Origin of the sequence: Serratia sp. SSNIH1, from assembly GCF_002935055.1 — a bacterium.
Classification (GTDB): domain Bacteria; phylum Pseudomonadota; class Gammaproteobacteria; order Enterobacterales; family Enterobacteriaceae; genus Serratia; species Serratia nevei.
This window is the reverse complement of record NZ_CP026383.1, coordinates 2970072-2986360: the sequence shown is the minus strand read 5'-3', so window position 1 is coordinate 2986360 and position 16289 is coordinate 2970072. Positions and strand designations below refer to the sequence as shown.

Below are 16289 nucleotides of genomic sequence, written 5' to 3'. Positions count from 1 at the left end.
CACCCACGCATGACCGATCCGGATTTCAACCTGTTGATCGCACTCGACGCGCTGCTGACGGCGGGCAGCGTCGTCGGCGCCGCACGGCGTCTCGGTTTAAGCGCTTCGGCGATGAGCCGCACCCTCAGCCGGCTGCGCGCGGCCACCGGCGATCCCCTGCTGGTGCGCGCCGGCCGCCATATGGTGCTGACACCCTATGCCGAAACGCTGCGCGAACGGGCGCGGCACGCAGCGTTCGAAGCGCGCGCGGTGTTGCGCCCGGCGCAGGGGGCATTGGATCCCGCCGTGCTGGATCGGACCTTTACGCTGCGCGCTAACGACGGCTTCGTCGAAGCCTTCGGCCCGGCGCTGATCGCCGCCGCGGCCGAACAGGCGCCGCGTGTGCGACTGCGCTTTGCGCCCAAGCCGGAGAAAAGCGACCGCCCCCTGCGTGAAGGGCTGGTTGATCTGGAGATTGGCGTGCTGGGTGACATGGGCCCGGAAATCCGCCTGCAGGCGCTGTTCCGCGATCGCTTCGTCGGTGTGATGAGAACCTCACACCCGCTGGCGCAGCAGCCGGAGATCGGCGCCGCCGACTACGCCGCCTGCGGCCACGTGGTGGCCTCGCGCAGCGGGCGCATCCTCGGGCCGGTAGACGCCGCGCTGGCGGAGCTGGGGCTGGCACGCCATATCGCCGCCGTGGTGCCGAGCTTTCCGGCGGCGCTGGCGGTGGCGCAAGCCTCGAACCTGCTGGCGTTGCTGCCCGCCTCGTTCCTGCATGCGCAACCGGCGGGCGGCCCGCTGCGCGTCTTCGAGCTGCCGGTGAAAACGCCGCCCATCACCGTGTCGCAAATGTGGCATCCGCGCTTGGACGCCGAGGCCGATCACCGCTGGCTGCGCCAGCTACTGCTGACGGTCTGCCGCCAACGCGTGCAAGAACCGCTTCGCACAGAGTGACAATGTCACTAAATTTTGCCCTGCTGACGGCGAGTGATCCAGCCGACGGCAAAGCCCCCATAGCCTGAGGGTTGTTCCCCCTCGCGCGATGGGAGAACATAGCGTTCACGATGCCTGACTCAGTGAAGCGCCCATGACACTTCCCCCTCTCTGGCCGGTGTTCGACGGCCATAACGACCTGCTGCTCAACCTGTGGCTGCAGCATGACGACGATCCGGCCACCGCCTTCTATTCCCGCGTCACGCCGGGCCACCTCGATTTCGCCCGCATGCGGCGCGGCGGATTTTTCGGCGGACTATTCGCGGTATTTATTCCCCCGCTCAGCTATATCGCCCAGATGCGCCACCAAACGCAGGACGAGGCGCAGGCCACCTTCGATCCGCTGGCGATCGCCGAACGGCAAATCGCCATCCTGCAGCAGCTGGAGCAAGCTTCTCAGGGGCAGCTGCGCATCTGTCGCACCGCCACCGAGATAGAACAGTGTCGACTTAACCGACAAATCGCCGCGGTGCTGCATATTGAAGGCGCCGGTATGATCGATGCGGAGCTGACGCAGCTGGAGGCCTTCTACCGGCTGGGCGTGCGCAGCATCGGGCCATCCTGGAATCTGCCGAACGCCTTCGGCACCGGCGTCAGCGGGCCGTTCCCCGGCTCACCCGATACCGGCCCCGGCCTGACGCCGGCCGGCGAGGCGCTGGTCCGCGCCTGCAACCGCCGCCGCATCATGATAGACGTCTCGCACATGAACGAGAAAACCTTCTGGCAAACCGCCGCGCTGAGCCGCGCGCCGCTGGTCGCCACCCACTCCAACGCCCACGCCCTCTGCCCGCAACCGCGTAACCTGACCGACGCACAGCTGGACGCCATCGCTCAGAGCGGCGGGATGGTCGGCGTCAATTTCGGTACCGCCTTCCTGCGTGCGGACGGCAAACGTGACAGTGCAACAACCGGCTTAACAGAAATTGTTAAACACGTTGAGTATTTGATCGCTAAACTTGGTGAAGATCGCGTGGGATTTGGCTCTGATTTTGACGGGGTCAACGTACCGCACCCGTTGGCGGATGTCGGCGGCCTGCCGCTGCTGACGCAAGCGCTGGCACAGGCCGGGTTCGATAACCGGCTGCTGGAGAAGCTGACCTGGCGCAACTGGCTGAACGTGCTCGCCACCACCTGGGGCGAATAACCCGGTTACGCTTTAAAGGTTGCGATCTCCGTCACATTTCGTCAACATTGGGCCGGCCGAATGCGAACGTTTCTCATTGGGTTCGAACTATTACGATGCATGCTAAGGAGCACCGCTATGACTACCTGGACTAAACCTGAGTTTGTTGACCTGCGTCTGGGTCTGGAAGTGACGCTGTACATTTCCAACCGTTAATCGCCCGTCTGCCCGCCTTTCGCGCGGGCATTTCTTTCCCTCTCTTTCTGGTTTAGACATGCAGATAAAAGTTCTCGGCTCAGCAGCAGGCGGCGGCTTTCCCCAGTGGAATTGCAACTGCGACAACTGCCGGGGCGTTCGCGACCGCAGCATCAACGCCAAGCGCCGCACCCAGTCTTCCATTGCCGTCAGCGACGACGGTAAAAACTGGGTACTGTGCAACGTTTCCCCGGACATTTGCCATCAGCTGCTGGCCTCGCCCGAATTGAATAATCCCGATGTGCTGCGCGGCACCGGTATCGGCGCGATCGTGTTGACCGACAGCCAGATCGATCACAGCGCGGGCTTGCTCAATTTGCGCGAGGGCTGCCCGCATCACGTCTGGTGCACGCCTGAAGTGCATGACGATCTCAGCACCGGCTTCCCGGTGTTTCCCATGCTCTCCCACTGGCACGGCGGGCTGATTCACCACCCGGTGACGCCCGGGGAGCCGTTCCGCACGGCGGTCTGCCCGACCGTGCGCTTTACCGCCATTCCGCTACTCAGCAACGCGCCGCCCTATTCGCCGTACCGCGATCGCCCGCTGCCGGGCCACAACGTGGCGCTGTTTATCGAAGATACCGCGCGCGGGGTCGGGCTGCTGTACGCACCGGGCCTGGGTGAGCCGGACGAGGCGCTGATGCCGTGGCTGCGCCGCGCGGACTGCCTGCTGATCGACGGCACGCTGTGGCGCGACAACGAGCTGGCCAACGCCGGCGTGGGCCGCAATACCGGCAAGGACATGGGGCATCTGGCGCTGGCGGAAGAACACGGGCTGGCGGCCCTGCTCGCCACCTTGCCCGCCAGGCGCAAAATCCTGATCCACATTAACAATACCAACCCAATCCTCAATGAAGACTCGGCAGAGCGGCAAAGTCTGACCGCCGCCGGCATTGAAGTGAGCTGGGACGGCATGAATATCGAACTGTAGGGAACCGCCATGACGCAACCACTGCCCCTGACTCCGCCGGCATTTGAAGCGGCGCTGCGCGCCAAAGGCGCTTATTACCATATCCACCACCCGTACCACATCGCGATGCACAACGGCGAAGCAACCCGCGAGCAGATCCAGGGCTGGGTGGCCAACCGGTTCTACTACCAGACCAGCATTCCGATCAAAGACGCGGCGATCATGGCTAACTGCCCACAGCCGGAAACCCGCCGCAAATGGGTGCAGCGCATCCTGGATCACGATGGCTACGGCGGCAGCGAAGGCGGCATCGAAGCCTGGCTGCGCCTGGGCGAAGCCGTCGGGCTGCAGCGTGACGCCCTGCTCTCTGAAGAGTTGGTGCTGCCGGGCGTGCGCTTTGCGGTCGACGCCTACGTCAATTTCGCGCGCCGCGCCTGCTGGCAAGAAGCGGCCTGCAGCTCGCTGACCGAACTGTTCGCGCCGCAAATCCACCAGTCGCGCCTCGACAGCTGGCCGCAGCACTATCCGTGGATCGACGCCGCCGGCTACGACTATTTCCGCAGCCGCCTCGGCCAGGCCAACCGCGATGTGGAACACGGCTTGGCGTTGGCGCTGGACTATTGCGACACCGTTGAAAAGCAGCAGCGCATGCTGGAGATCCTGCAGTTCAAACTGGATATTCTGTGGAGCATGCTGGACGCCATGAGCATGGCCTATACCCTGAACCGCCCGCCTTATCACAGCGTGACCGCCGCGCGGGTATGGCACAACCAGAGGCTGGTGTAATGACGCTGAACCCTGAACATACCCCCGTCTTCCGCCGCGGCTATCGCCTGCAATGGGAGCAAGTGCAAAACAGCCACGTGATCCTCTACCCGGAAGGCATGGCCAAGCTGAACGACAGCGCCGCCGCCATCTTGCAGCTGGTCGACGGCCACACCACGCTGAACGGCATCATCGCGCAGCTGAACGCCCGCTTTCCCGGCGCCGAGGGGTTGGCGGATGACGTGCTGGAATTTTTCCAGCGCGCCTACGAACAAAAATGGGTGACCTTCCGTGACTGAAGCACGCGCGCCGGCGGTGAACCCGCCGCTCTGGCTGCTGGCGGAGCTGACCTACCGCTGCCCGCTGCAGTGCCCCTATTGCTCCAACCCGCTCGATTTTGCCGCGCAGGAAAAAGAGCTGACCACCGCGCAGTGGATTGAGGTGTTTCGCCAGGCGCGGGCGATGGGCAGCGTGCAGCTCGGTTTTTCCGGCGGCGAGCCGCTGGTGCGTAAAGACCTGCCCGAGCTGATCGCCGCCGCGCGCGATCTCGGCTTTTACACCAACCTGATCACTTCCGGCATCGGCCTGACCGAGAAGAAGCTGCAGACCTTCGCCGACGCCGGGCTGGACCATATCCAGATCAGTTTTCAGGCCAGCGACGAAACGCTGAACGCCGCGCTGGCGGGTTCCGCCAAGGCGTTTCAGCAGAAGCTGGCCATGGCCAAGGCGGTCAAGGCGCTCGGCTATCCGATGGTGCTCAACTTCGTGTTGCATCGCCATAATATCGGCCAGATCGACCGTATTATCGAACTGGCGATCCAGCTGGACGCCGACGACGTCGAGCTGGCGACCTGCCAGTTCTACGGCTGGGCGCACCTCAACCGCGAGGGCCTGCTGCCGACCCGCGAGCAGATCGCCGACGCGGAAGCGGTGGTAAAACACTATCGCGAACGCATGGCCGCCGAGGGCAAGCTGGCCAACCTGCTGTTCGTCACGCCGGACTACTACGAGGAGCGCCCCAAAGGCTGCATGGGCGGCTGGGGGGCGATCTTCATGAGCGTAACGCCGGAAGGCATGGCGTTACCCTGTCACAGCGCCCGTCAGTTGCCGATCGCCTTCCCGTCGGTGCTGGAGCACGATCTGCAGCATATCTGGTACCACTCGTTCGGTTTTAACCGCTATCGCGGCTATAACTGGATGCCGGAGCCCTGCCGTTCCTGCTCGGAGAAAGAGCAAGACTACGGCGGCTGCCGTTGTCAGGCGTTCATGCTGACCGGCAACGCCGACAACGCCGACCCGGTATGCGGCAAATCGCCGCACCACGGCACCATTCTGGCGGCGCGGGAAGCGGCGAACCGTTCGCAGATCGGTATCGATCAGCTGCGTTTTCGGAATCAAACCAACTCCCGTCTGATTTTCAAGGGTTGACGATGGCACTCGCCGGCGCCTCCTGGCAGCTCGACAACGGTTTGGCCGTCAAGGCGATAAGCGATCCTGCCGCCGCTAGCGCCGCCGCGCTGGTGCGCATTGAAGCGGGCAGTTTTCAGGCGCCCACCGCCTGGCCGGGCCTGGCGCATCTGCTGGAGCATATGTTGTTTCGCGGCAGCGAGAACTTCAGCGCGCAAGATAGTTTGATGGGCTGGGTACCGTCGGTCGGCGGCCGACTGAATGCCACCACCCAGGCCACGCAAACCGCGTTTTTCTTCGAGGTGGGCGCCGATCATTTGGCGCAGGGGCTGGCGCGGCTGAGCGATATGCTCGCCGCCCCACAGCTGGCGGCCGAGGCGATCGCACAGGAGATTGAGGTCATCGACGCTGAATATCGCCTGCTGCGCGCCGAGGTGGAAACCCGCTGCGAAGCCGCACAGCGGCAGATGTTCACCGGCCTGGACGCCATGCACCGCTTTCATATCGGCAGCCGCGCCGCTTTCGGCAGCGACATTTCCGCCCTGCAGCAGGCGCTGCGGCAGTTTCACCGGCGCTATTTTCGCGCGCCAAACCTGACGCTGTGGCTGCAAGGCCCACAATCACTGGCGCAGCTGCATGCGCTGGCCCAGCGTTACGGCAGCCGCTTGCCATCGGGCAGCGCCATACCGCACAAAGCCTCACCGCCGCTGACCGCTGCGAAAGATTACACCCTGTCTCTTCCCGGCACGCCGCAGCTGAGACTGGTGTTTGCCCTGCCGTGTTCCCATGCGCGCGGTTGGCTGCGGCGGCTGGAGCGCCTGCTGCTGGACGAAGCCCCCGGCGGGCTGCTGGCCCGGCTGCGCGCTCAGGCGTGGTGCGATGCGGTTCGGCTCGATTATTCGCGCTGCAGCGAGAACAACGCGCTGCTGAGTTTTATCTTTACCGTCAATCACGGTTCAGCTGCTGAAGCTGCCCACATCGAAAGCGCGTTGTTGGCGTGGCTGCAGGCGCTGCAGGTGCTGGCACCGGCTCAGCTTGCGCATTACGAGCGGCTGGCCAATCGCGATTTCCACCGTTTGGCGCCGCTCGATCAGCTGCGCGCCAGAGCGTTTGGGTTGCCGCCGGCGGAGCCGAACGACGATTGGCCACGGCATATTGCGGCGCTGATTAGCGCGCCGCGCCGCCGCCTGGCCGTACGGCCCGATGGCGGCGGCGAACCCCGTGAAATTCAAGGGTTGCCGCTGGCGCTTGGCCCCTTCGTTGGCGCCGCGCTGACGCCCGCAACGGAACCTTTTCGCTTTTTCACCGCCGCGGCGGCGCTGCCGAGTCCGACCTTGCCTTCCGGCCTGGCGCCGCTGCGGCATCTGCTCCCTGGCGAAGCGCAGCCGGTGCTGTTGCTGCGGCCGGCGCCGTCCAGCCCCTTCAGCGATGAACAGGCCTGCGGCATACAGGCGGCGCTGCGCGCCGGGGCGGCCGAACTGGCGCATCAGGAGGGACATTTAAGCTTCGAACGCCACCAGGGCGTGTGGCTGCTGCAGTTGGCGGGCAGCCACGCGCTGATCTGCCATGGGCTGAGCGTCGTAAACCGGGCGCTGGCGGTGTTGTCGCCGGCCGTTCTCAACGAGGCGGCGAGAAACCTGCGCCATACGCAGCGGAAAGAGCAAAACGATATCGCCATTCGCCGTCTGTTAGCCCAATTGCCGGCGGCGCTCAGCGCGCCAACCGCAGCGGCGCAATGGCATGCCACCTTGATCGGCGGCGATGGCGAGTTAAAACGGCAGCTGTCGCACCTGCTGTACGGTTTCCCCTATTCCGTGGCCGCTGAGCCGCCGCTGCCGACACCTCACCATCATCGCCCCGTCACGCTGACGGAAAGCGGCCCCGAAAGCGCCTTACTGCAGTTTTACCCGCTGCAAAACGGCGAAGCCGAAGGCCGTTGGGCGCTGCGCGTGCTGGCTCAGCTTTACGCCCCGCGTTATTTTCAGCGGTTGCGCGTGGATCGCAACGTGGGTTACGTGGTGCAATGCGCCTTCCACCGCTGTGCCGATACCGAGGGCATGCTGTTCGCCCTGCAATCCCCGACGTTCAACGTTGAACCGCTGCGGCAGTTAACCGACGAATTCTTACTGCAGATGCGCCATGAGCTGGCGCACATTGGCGCTGGCGAGCTGGCGCAAATACAACAGGCGCTGCGGCAAAGCCTGCAGCGCCTCAGCACCGAATCGTTGCAGCGCGCCCGAGAAATTGCCTTGGAAGATCGCGAGGCCATTGCTGACGCTGCGCCAGTCACGCTGACCCAACTGTTGCACTGGCAGCAGCGGCTTTTCCAGGGCGATGACATTTAAAGCTGCACTGCCCAGTTAGCCCGTCGTGAACAACACAATGGGGATGCGATACCGGTCAGCACCATGCTGATCACCCAGGAAATGTCTGTGCCCGGGATCAGATTGGCGTAACTAAGGCCTGGAGAAAAGCCCCCATCGTTGCGATGGAGGCTGAGTAAGGTCAAACGGGGTAAACGCGATCAGAAGCGCCAGGTCAGACCGGCGTTGACGCTGTTATCCTGGTGGTTTGACGATAGCTGCCCGCCGTAGCCGAGGGACAAGACGGCGTTTTTGTTTACCGCAACATCGACGCCCGCTTTCAGCACCGCGCCATCGCGGGAAACCGGCACGCTGTTCACGTCGAACGCCGCATCGGTACGTTTGAACATCAGTTGCGTTTTGCGCTCCAGCTTGCCGTACTGATGCTGCCAGCCCAGTTCGCCGCGCAGCGCGATCGCCACGCTATCGGCCTGCCATTGCGTATCTGCGCGCAGCCCCAGCGTCGAAGCGGTGGCTGATTGACTTTGCTTGTCGCCGCGCAGCGCCGCCGCCCCGCCGTGCTCATTGATCCCCTCGTTACGATAGTGGGTATAAGCCAGGTTGGCGAATGGCTCAAGATTGACCGTGTCGTTCGTCCAGTCGTAACCGCTTTCGATAAACAGCTGGCCGGTGCGCGCGTTATAGCTGGCCTTCTCGCGATCCGACTGCGCGCCGTAGTTCACCGAGCGCGAGGTATCGATACGATGCCAGGTATACGTGCCCCCCGCCCGCAGCGCCAACGCACCGAAACGTTTGTTGCCGTACAGCCCCAGATGGTAGTTGTCGCTGTGAGCATCTGACTGATAACCGCCATCCAGTGAGGTGCGGGTATACCCGGTCATCACCCCAAGCCGGCCGTCGTCAAACAGCTCGCCATCCAGGCCCAGCAGCACGCCGTAGGTGGACGTTTGGTAACCGGTGGCATTATCGTTGCCGGAAGCATGCCCCCAGTTGCCCAGCAGTTTCGCCCAGGCGCCGTTGTCATCCGCTTTGATATCGGAAGCGATACGGCGGCCTTCCGCCTGGCGCAGGCGCTCGGTGGCGGCATCGCGTAGGTAACGGCTTTCGTTAATCTGGGCGGAAGCCATATCCGCATGGACCTGGCCGGACAGTTGGCGGGTCGCCTGTTGCAGCTCTCTGGCCGACGTGAAGCCGAGGAAGCTTTCATACACCGGATGGCCGGTGACGATGCCCGCTTCTTCGGTAACGGCTTGTGCTTTGCCTTGATCATCTTGCAGTGCGCTCAGCGCCTCAGCGGTAGGGGCAGCCACGCTGCGCTTCACCGTTTCCGTGACCGGCTCCGTCGCGTTGAGCGTTTCCACCGCGCGAGCCACCGCTTTCTCGTTCTCAGTGCTGGCCAGGGTGTCAAAACGAGCGGCGGTGCGGGTGATGCCAAGGCCGACGTCATTACCCTGATAATCCAGCGTCACATTAACAAACGGATACGCTGGATTGGCATTTTCGAACCGGCCGTTGACGCCGTCCGTCGTCGTCAGGATGGTGTATTTGTTGCCCAACAAACTTTGCGCCTCATTCTGCGACAGCAGGTTTTTGCTGTGCTCCAGGCTGACGTTCACGCTGCCGCCATTGAGAAACGCGCGTCGTGCGTCGATCTTGTCGCTGCGGCCATTGCCCGCCACTTCCACGTTATACTGCGAACCGCGATCAAAAATGGCATCGTGCAACACGTGCAGCGTGCCGATGCCGTTACCCGGCGCGACGCTGCCGCCCCGAGCCGCTCTGAAGGCGCTGACGGTGCCCTCACCGGCCAACGTGCCGCTATTTTCGATATAGACGTTGGACGCCACCGAACCGTTGATCGCCAACACGCCCTGTTTCACCCAGGTATCACCGCGATAGGTGTTATTACCCAACAACGCCAGCGTACCGGCGCCCGTTTTGGTCAAGCCGCCGTGCCCGCTGATGTCGTTACTCCACGCATCGAAGTCGCATTCGCTCGACGTGCAGCGCCGCTCAACAGAGGTACCGGGTTCGACGATATTTCCCAGACCGGGGATATTCACCACGAACTGTTTTTCACTGTAGGAGCCCGGTACATAATATTCCTGCGGGATATCCTCTTTGGTAATAAACATTTTCGGGCCGTTGATCGCATTGCGCAAATTGACACGTCCCCAGCCGAACAGATTATCAATACCGGCGACACCCAAATCGGTGGCGGTGGTTTTAATTACCGCGGATATTTGATCGGCGCTCATATAAGGGAAACGTTGCATCAATACGGCGGCAACGCCGGTAACGTGCGGCGCAGCCATTGAGGTGCCTGATTTATTGCCGTAGCCGGGATTAAGCGAAAGCTCGCCCTTATTATAAGCTTCGCGATTAACGGCGCCGCCGGTATTGGACTCCAGCCGGCCGACGGTGCTGTAAATATCGGACCCCGGTGCGGAAACGCAATAACTGGCCGTTTGCCCGCAGCTGGTCGAAGAGACGCTTAACGTGTTTTCGTCGCTCAGGTTGGTCACGATCAGGTAATTGTTCAAGACGTCCGGGAAGGCGTAAGGCAGTGATTTTTGCGCTTCGGGAATATTGTAGTTGTTGTAATTGCCTGCCGAGAAGACGATCAGCTTACCGTGCCGGGCCGCCCGCAGCAGCGTTGGCATCGCGCTGTGCGCGCCGGTAGGCACCGGCTGTTCGCTGCCCCATTCCACACTGGCCTTGTTGCGCATCATCTCGCCGATCACGTCGCTTTTTACGAATGCCACGTAGTCCGGCCTGCCGTTCGGCAACCAGATGATATCGCCTTTGGCGTCACGGCGAATGTCCGGTGCAATCCCCCAGCTGTTGTTGATGACGCGAGCCGCGCTCTGAATCAACTCCTCACGGCCGTTGCGGTTACCGTAGTCATTCAATTTGGTGCCGATAATATCCGCGTCGAAAGCCACGCCGTGCATGCCGCCGCCGTCTCTTTTCGCTGCGGCAATACCGGCTACATGGGTGCCGTGATCGCCGAAAGACATATTGTCTTGTTTATCGTACGAGAAATTATAACTGCCGTTATCCAATCGCGTCAGTTTGCCGGCGAATTCAGAATGGGAAAGAATGGCGTTGTCGATAATGCCGATGGTGACGCCTTTTCCAGTATAGCCTCTGGCATAGGCAAACTCGGCGGAAATAGCCTCAAGCCCCCATTGGCGGTTAAACTCGGCGGTTTTCCAGCTGTCAGGCGCGCCCAAGCGACCGGGATCCTGATAAGCGGCAAGAGAAGAATGAATGGATAAGCCATAACAACCCAGAAAAACGCAATACGCTAACTTCAATTTCTTATTAAGTTTCATTTTACGCTCCATGTTTATTTATACCCAGAAGAAAACTTACGTTTTAACCGCCCTGCGACCTCCCTCGATCGTGAAATAACAGATAGCGCATGCAGACCCGATACGGGCCGCATGAAAAGACATGCTGAGTGACGAAAATAGTGCGAGCAGACAAGAGCATGCCGCCGCGCCTGGCACCTATGGCGCAGAGAGGCAAACAGGAGGCGAATGTACGTTTATCGGTGCCGCTACGCCGGGGCAGTTCGGCCATCCGGCCGAAGCGGGAGAATCAGAGAGTGGGTGCATCTCGCTTAATCATCCAATTTTGTTAATGATTTTCATTCGCGAGGCTATCCCATTCGTAAGCAAAGTGTCAACATATGAAACAAAACATTTCTTGATTTGCATCATGATTTTTCCGCTAAGCCCCAGTAAACGGGCGCTGAATAGTGCATAAAATGGCGTTCATCCCCGTCTGGACTGCGATTTTTGTCAGTATTACCGCATAGAGAAGGCAGAATACCGGTCGGGAGTACATCATGGCGACTGAACATTTAGCCATAGAGAAACATCAATAATGATTAATTTTCACGGCAATAACGCGGCGTGGTCCGATCACTTATTTTTCGCTGCAATATAAGGGATGCTTATAAATAACAGGAGTATTCCTAATGCGTTCACGCTGGATGTATTCCATGCTAGCGGGCCGATTTTTAGCCGCGCCCGCTGGCTATTCCCATTTTCATTGGCAAGACTATATTGAAAGAAGCTCTGCTCTAGAGCGAGAATATGGGTAATTTTCCGAGGAAATACCGCATGACCCTGTTGCCCAAGCAGAGCAATAACAAAAATCCGATTGATCTCTATGGCGAAATCGTAGACGACTTGCCCGGCCTGATTTGCTTCGGCAACCGCCTTGGCGGTTACTTCAATAAACAATGGCGCGACTATACCGGCGCCATCGCCGGGGAACACGGCGCCGCCGACTGGCTCGATGCCCTGCACCCCGACGATCGCGAGCGGCTGGCCGCGCAATGGCGCCAGGCGATCGTGGCCCTCTCCTCGTTCGCCGGCGAGGCCCGCCTGCGCGATCGCAGCGGCGCCTACCGTTGGTTCATGCTGGCGTTTAACGCCCGGCAGGACGGCATGGCGCTGGAGCCCAGCTGGTACCTGACGGCGACCGACATTCACCCGCAAATGCTGCAGCGCCAGCAAAACGTTCAGGCGCTGTCTATCCAGCAAGACATGCTGGACGCCAGCGTCGACTGCATTAAAGTGATCAATCACGACGGCACGCTGCGCCACATGAACCGCTCCGGCAGCCTGGCGCTCGGCCTTGATCCGGGGCAAAAAGAGTTTGGCATGCCCTGGTTGGGGCTGCTGTCGCCCGAGATCCGGCGCCGCGGCCGCAAAGCGCTGCGCAGCGTCAGAGCCGGAAAAAATGCGCGCTTCACGGGATTGAGCGTGACGCCGCAGGGCAAAAAACAGCACTGGGACAACATTCTTACGCCGGTCAGCGACGAACACGGCACCGTGGCCGAGATCTTGTGCGTCTCACGCGACGTGACTTCGCAACGCGTGATGGAGCAACGCCTGTTGCTCGCCAGCGAATATGACGAACTGACCGGCCTGCCCAACCGGCGCCTGTTCAAGAAGAAACTGAAGCAAGAAATGAAGCGGGCCCTGCACGGCAACAAGTCGCTTGGGCTGATGCTGCTGGATCTTGACCACTTCAAGCTGGTGAACGACACGCTGGGCCACGCGGCGGGCGACCATCTGCTGCGGGTTTTGGGCAAAAGGCTCAGCGCCTGCATGAATACGCACTCGTTCGTCTCTCGCCTCGGCGGCGATGAGTTCGCCGTGGTGATCAGCGACGTCGAAAACGAGCAGGATATTTTCCGCATCGCCAACAAGTTTCTGCTGCAGCTGGAGACGCCGATCACCCACGGCGGCAAGACGCTGCATTGCGGCATGAGCATCGGCGGCGCCATCTACCCCAAAGACGCCCGCGACGCTTCGGAACTGATGAAATGCGCCGATACTGCGCTGTATGAGCTGAAAGACGGCGGCCGGGGCGGTGTCTATATGTTCGACCGCAAGATGATGGACAAGGCGCGCGCCCGCGCCAGCCAGCTCAACTACGCGCGCCAGATCGTGCGCGACAACTGCATCCGCCCCAGCTACCAACCGAAGGTCAGCCTGACCGACGGTAGCATCGTCGGCTTTGAAGCCTTACTGCGCTGGCACTGCCCGATCAACGGTGTGCAGCTGCCGGCGACGGTGAGCGAGGCGTTCAACGACTACGAGCTGGCGACCAAGATCAGCGAAGCCATGCAGCTGAAGGTCTTCGCCGATATCGCCCGCTGGCGCGCGGCCGGCGTGGCGGTGCAGCCCATCTCGCTGAACGTGTCGCCGATCGAGTTTTTACGCGACAACTACGCCGAAACGTTCCTGCAGCGCCTGCTGAAGTTCCACATACCCCATCATCTGATCGAACTGGAGGTGACCGAACACGCGTTCAACAAGCACGGTTCGAAGTACGTGCTGCGCGCATTACAAATGCTCAAGGAGATGGGCATCCGCATCGCCCTGGACGACTTCGGCACCGGTCACTCCTCGTTCAGCCATATCATGGATTATCCGCTGGACTGCATTAAGCTGGACTGCGACTTCGTTCAACGTATGAATACCGAACCGGCGATCCTGGCGATCGTGGAAAGCATCGGCATTCTCGGTCAAAAGCTGTCGATCGATATCATCGCCGAGGGAGTGGAAACCGAGCAGCAGCGGCAAACGCTGTGCGAAGCCGGTTTCCATATCGGCCAGGGTTTTCTGTTCAGCCGGGCGGTGGAACCCCAGCGGGTGCCCGAGCTGCTGCAGGCAGCACCGCAGCCTGTCGACGGCCGTTAAACGCCCTGCTGTTCGCCGAACGGCGCCAGCTGCATGCCGATAAGCGTCACCACGCAGACGATCGCGCCGGCGTAAAAGGTGGAAGCGGAACCGACCCGCTCCCACAGCATGCCGGCCCCGAGACTCGCCAGCAGCAGCGCCACACCGCTGACCAAGTTGAACATGCCGAACGCGGTGCCGCGCAGGTGCGCCGGCGCGGTATGCGCCACCATCGCAGCCAACAGCCCCTGCGTCATGCCCATGTGCACGCCCCACAGCGCCACGCCAAACAGCACGCCCGCCCAATGATCGCTCAACGCCAGCACCACATCGGCGGCGATCAGCACCAGTAAACCGGCTTTTAACATTCCTTTATGGCTCATGCGGTCGGAAAGTTTACCGAACGGATAGGCCGAGCAGGCGTAGACCAGGTTCATGGCGACCATCACCAGCGGGATCAACGCCAGCGGCGTGCCGCCCTGCTGCGCCTTCAGCACCAGAAACGCCTCGCTGAAGCGCGCCAACGTGAAGACGGCGCCGATGCCCACTACCCACCAATAGCCACGCCCCAGCAGCCGCAGATTGGCGCGGGTAATCGGGTTGGTACGCTTGTCGGTTATCGCGGCGGCCGGCTCTTTCAGGCCGAAGAACAGCAGCGCGATCGCCAGCGCCGCCGGGATCGCCGCCACCCAAAAGATGGCGCGAAAATCGTTGTGCCACAGCAGCATCAAGCCGACGGCCAGCAGAGGTCCTAAAAAGGCGCCGACGGTATCCAGCGACTGGCGCAGCCCAAAGGCCGCGCCGCGAATTTCCGGCGGCGTCACATCGGCCACCAGGGCGTCGCGCGGCGCGCCGCGGATGCCTTTGCCCACGCGATCCAACAGACGCGCGCTCATCACCATGCCGGACGACGACGCGACGGCAAAAAACGGTTTGCTGATGGCGCCCAGCCCGTAGCCCAGCAGCGCCAGCCCTTTACGCTTGCCGAGGTAATCGCTGAGCACGCCGGAGAATACCTTGACGACCAATGCCGTCGCCTCCGCCAGCCCTTCGATCAGCCCGATGACGATCACGCTGACGCCGAGCGTCGTCGCCATAAACAGCGGCAGCAGGCTGTGGATCATTTCCGAGGAAACGTCCATCAGCAGGCTCACCCCACCCAAGATCCAAACGCCGCGCGGTATGCGGCCCAACGTAGCGAAGCGCGACAGCATGGTTCGTCCTCGATGTCTCAGCGCCGGCGGCGCATCATGATTTTTCCAAGATTGGATAGTTGATTTTGTTCGTTCACAGACCTTTAGCCTTCAGAGATAGTGCAACGACCCTGTGACAATCCTAATAATGAAGGTAATTAACATAATGATAGATAGCAAAAAGATGATAGTGATGGCGGCGCTGCTGAGCTTTTCCGCCGCGGCCGCGCCAGGGGTAGATATCGTCGCCAACGAAACGCCGATCCATACGGTGAAGAACGCCGAGGCGGTCGCCAAAATCCCCGCCGGTTTCAAGTTCGTGGAGCCCGGCACGCTGACGGTGGCCATTTCCCTGCTGGGCAGCGGCCCGCCGTTCGGCCTCTATGCCCGCGACAATAAAACGGTGATCGGCAGCGAGGCGGACATCGCGCGCCTGGTGGCCGACGGTTTGGGGTTGAAACTCAAGCTGGTGCCCACCTCGTGGGAAGACTGGCCGCTGGGGGTGGCCTCCGGCAAATATGACGCCGCGGTTTACAACATCACCGTAACCAACGAACGCAAGACCAAATTCGATTTCGCCACCTATCGTCAGGATACGCTGGGGTTCTACGTCAAATCCGACAGCAAGATCACCCAGATCAACACCGCGCGGGATATCGCCGGTAAAAAGATCATCGTCGATTCCGGCACCAACCAGGAAGCGGTGCTGCTGGCCTGGGACAAGGAGAACCGCGCCAAGGGACTGGCGCCGCTGCAGCCGGTGTACGTCACCGACAAGGCCGCCTCCACGTTGGCCATTCAGTCCGGCCGCGCCGACGCCACCTTCGGGCCCAACGTCTCCGGCGCTTACCAGGCGCGGCTGACCGGCAAAACCCGGCTGGTAGGCATCGTGCCCGGCGGCTGGCCGAAAACCGCCAACATCGCCGTCACGCTGAAGAAAGGCAACGGCCTGGTGGACGCGGTGCAGGCATCGCTCAACGGCGCCATCGCCAACGGCAGCTATCTGCAGGTGCTGGATCGCTGGGCGGAGAGCGACGAGAAGATTGCCCATTCCGAGATTAACCCGCCGGGACTGGGAGACTAAAACATGCACCGGCCCCGCATCGAGGGGCCGGCTATTGATGATCAATC

General features: G+C 61.6%; 13 protein-coding genes. 11 read left to right on the top strand and 2 right to left on the bottom strand.

The features are described 5' to 3' along the window. Nucleotides 1-9: 9 nt before the first annotated feature. From C3F38_RS14490 to pqqF, 8 genes are all read left to right on the top strand, one after another. Nucleotides 10-936, top strand: a complete 927-nt coding sequence (locus C3F38_RS14490; RefSeq protein ID WP_038873060.1) for a LysR family transcriptional regulator — start codon at nt 10-12, stop codon at nt 934-936. 133 nt (nt 937-1069) lie between these two features. Continuing rightward, nucleotides 1070-2119 (top strand): dipeptidase, encoded by a 1050-nt coding sequence (locus C3F38_RS14485; RefSeq protein ID WP_104456919.1) that lies wholly within the window; start codon nt 1070-1072, stop codon nt 2117-2119. A gap of 117 nt (nt 2120-2236) precedes the next feature. After that, nucleotides 2237-2314 carry a pyrroloquinoline quinone precursor peptide PqqA gene (gene pqqA, locus C3F38_RS14480; protein WP_004937827.1) on the top strand — a complete coding sequence of 26 codons (78 nt, stop codon included), beginning with the start codon at nt 2237-2239 and terminating at the stop codon, nt 2312-2314. 58 nt (nt 2315-2372) lie between these two features. Further along, a complete protein-coding gene (gene pqqB, locus C3F38_RS14475) occupies nt 2373-3284 on the top strand; it encodes a pyrroloquinoline quinone biosynthesis protein PqqB (RefSeq protein WP_038873055.1) in 912 nt (303 codons plus the stop codon). Between the two features lie 9 nt (nt 3285-3293). Beyond that, the gene (gene pqqC / locus C3F38_RS14470) at nt 3294-4049 is read left to right on the top strand and encodes a pyrroloquinoline-quinone synthase PqqC (protein WP_033634535.1); all 756 of its coding nucleotides are present in this window, start codon (nt 3294-3296) and stop codon (nt 4047-4049) included. Continuing rightward, complete coding sequence (pqqD, locus tag C3F38_RS14465; RefSeq protein ID WP_016927749.1) at nt 4049-4327, top strand: pyrroloquinoline quinone biosynthesis peptide chaperone PqqD; 279 nt, start codon at nt 4049-4051, stop codon at nt 4325-4327. The genes pqqC and pqqD overlap by 1 nt, the downstream gene beginning before the upstream one ends. After that, complete coding sequence (pqqE, locus tag C3F38_RS14460; protein WP_038873052.1) at nt 4320-5456, top strand: pyrroloquinoline quinone biosynthesis protein PqqE; 1137 nt, start codon at nt 4320-4322, stop codon at nt 5454-5456. Before pqqD ends, pqqE begins: the two co-directional genes overlap by 8 nt. Before the next feature lie 2 nt (nt 5457-5458). Further along, the gene (gene pqqF, locus C3F38_RS14455; RefSeq protein WP_055316907.1) at nt 5459-7780 is read left to right on the top strand and encodes a pyrroloquinoline quinone biosynthesis protein PqqF; all 2322 of its coding nucleotides are present in this window, start codon (nt 5459-5461) and stop codon (nt 7778-7780) included. 179 nt (nt 7781-7959) lie between these two features. Here pqqF and C3F38_RS14450 read toward each other — a convergent pair whose 3' ends face one another. Continuing rightward, the gene (locus C3F38_RS14450) at nt 7960-10995 is read right to left on the bottom strand and encodes an autotransporter domain-containing protein (RefSeq protein ID WP_047730711.1); all 3036 of its coding nucleotides are present in this window, start codon (nt 10993-10995) and stop codon (nt 7960-7962) included. A gap of 223 nt (nt 10996-11218) precedes the next feature. Here C3F38_RS14450 and C3F38_RS14445 point away from each other — a divergent pair, with 223 nt between their 5' ends. Next, complete coding sequence (locus C3F38_RS14445; protein WP_038873041.1) at nt 11219-11533, top strand: hypothetical protein; 315 nt, start codon at nt 11219-11221, stop codon at nt 11531-11533. Between the two features lie 359 nt (nt 11534-11892). Continuing rightward, nucleotides 11893-13986, top strand: a complete 2094-nt coding sequence (locus C3F38_RS14440; protein ID WP_038873039.1) for a bifunctional diguanylate cyclase/phosphodiesterase — start codon at nt 11893-11895, stop codon at nt 13984-13986. On the opposite strand, the gene C3F38_RS14435 is transcribed toward C3F38_RS14440, so the two are convergent. Further along, the gene (locus C3F38_RS14435) at nt 13983-15179 is read right to left on the bottom strand and encodes an MFS transporter (RefSeq protein ID WP_038873036.1); all 1197 of its coding nucleotides are present in this window, start codon (nt 15177-15179) and stop codon (nt 13983-13985) included. The two genes, C3F38_RS14440 and C3F38_RS14435, sit on opposite strands and share 4 nt — an antisense overlap. A 145-nt stretch (nt 15180-15324) precedes the next feature. On the opposite strand from C3F38_RS14435, the gene C3F38_RS14430 reads away from it, so the two are divergent. Further along, entirely contained in the window at nt 15325-16242 is a 918-nt protein-coding gene (locus C3F38_RS14430; protein WP_100247380.1) for an ABC transporter substrate-binding protein, read from the top strand. The last annotated feature ends 47 nt before the right edge of the window (nt 16243-16289 follow it).

Coding starts and splice junctions, on each gene's coding strand:
- C3F38_RS14490 (WP_038873060.1), top strand. CDS start 10: ATGACCGATCCGGATTTCAACCTGTTGATCGCACTCGACGCGCTGCTG.
- C3F38_RS14485 (WP_104456919.1), top strand. CDS start 1,070: ATGACACTTCCCCCTCTCTGGCCGGTGTTCGACGGCCATAACGACCTG.
- pqqA (WP_004937827.1), top strand. CDS start 2,237: ATGACTACCTGGACTAAACCTGAGTTTGTTGACCTGCGTCTGGGTCTG.
- pqqB (WP_038873055.1), top strand. CDS start 2,373: ATGCAGATAAAAGTTCTCGGCTCAGCAGCAGGCGGCGGCTTTCCCCAG.
- pqqC (WP_033634535.1), top strand. CDS start 3,294: ATGACGCAACCACTGCCCCTGACTCCGCCGGCATTTGAAGCGGCGCTG.
- pqqD (WP_016927749.1), top strand. CDS start 4,049: ATGACGCTGAACCCTGAACATACCCCCGTCTTCCGCCGCGGCTATCGC.
- pqqF (WP_055316907.1), top strand. CDS start 5,459: ATGGCACTCGCCGGCGCCTCCTGGCAGCTCGACAACGGTTTGGCCGTC.
- C3F38_RS14445 (WP_038873041.1), top strand. CDS start 11,219: ATGCTGAGTGACGAAAATAGTGCGAGCAGACAAGAGCATGCCGCCGCG.
- C3F38_RS14440 (WP_038873039.1), top strand. CDS start 11,893: ATGACCCTGTTGCCCAAGCAGAGCAATAACAAAAATCCGATTGATCTC.
- C3F38_RS14435 (WP_038873036.1), bottom strand. CDS start 15,179: ATGCTGTCGCGCTTCGCTACGTTGGGCCGCATACCGCGCGGCGTTTGG.
- C3F38_RS14430 (WP_100247380.1), top strand. CDS start 15,325: ATGATAGATAGCAAAAAGATGATAGTGATGGCGGCGCTGCTGAGCTTT.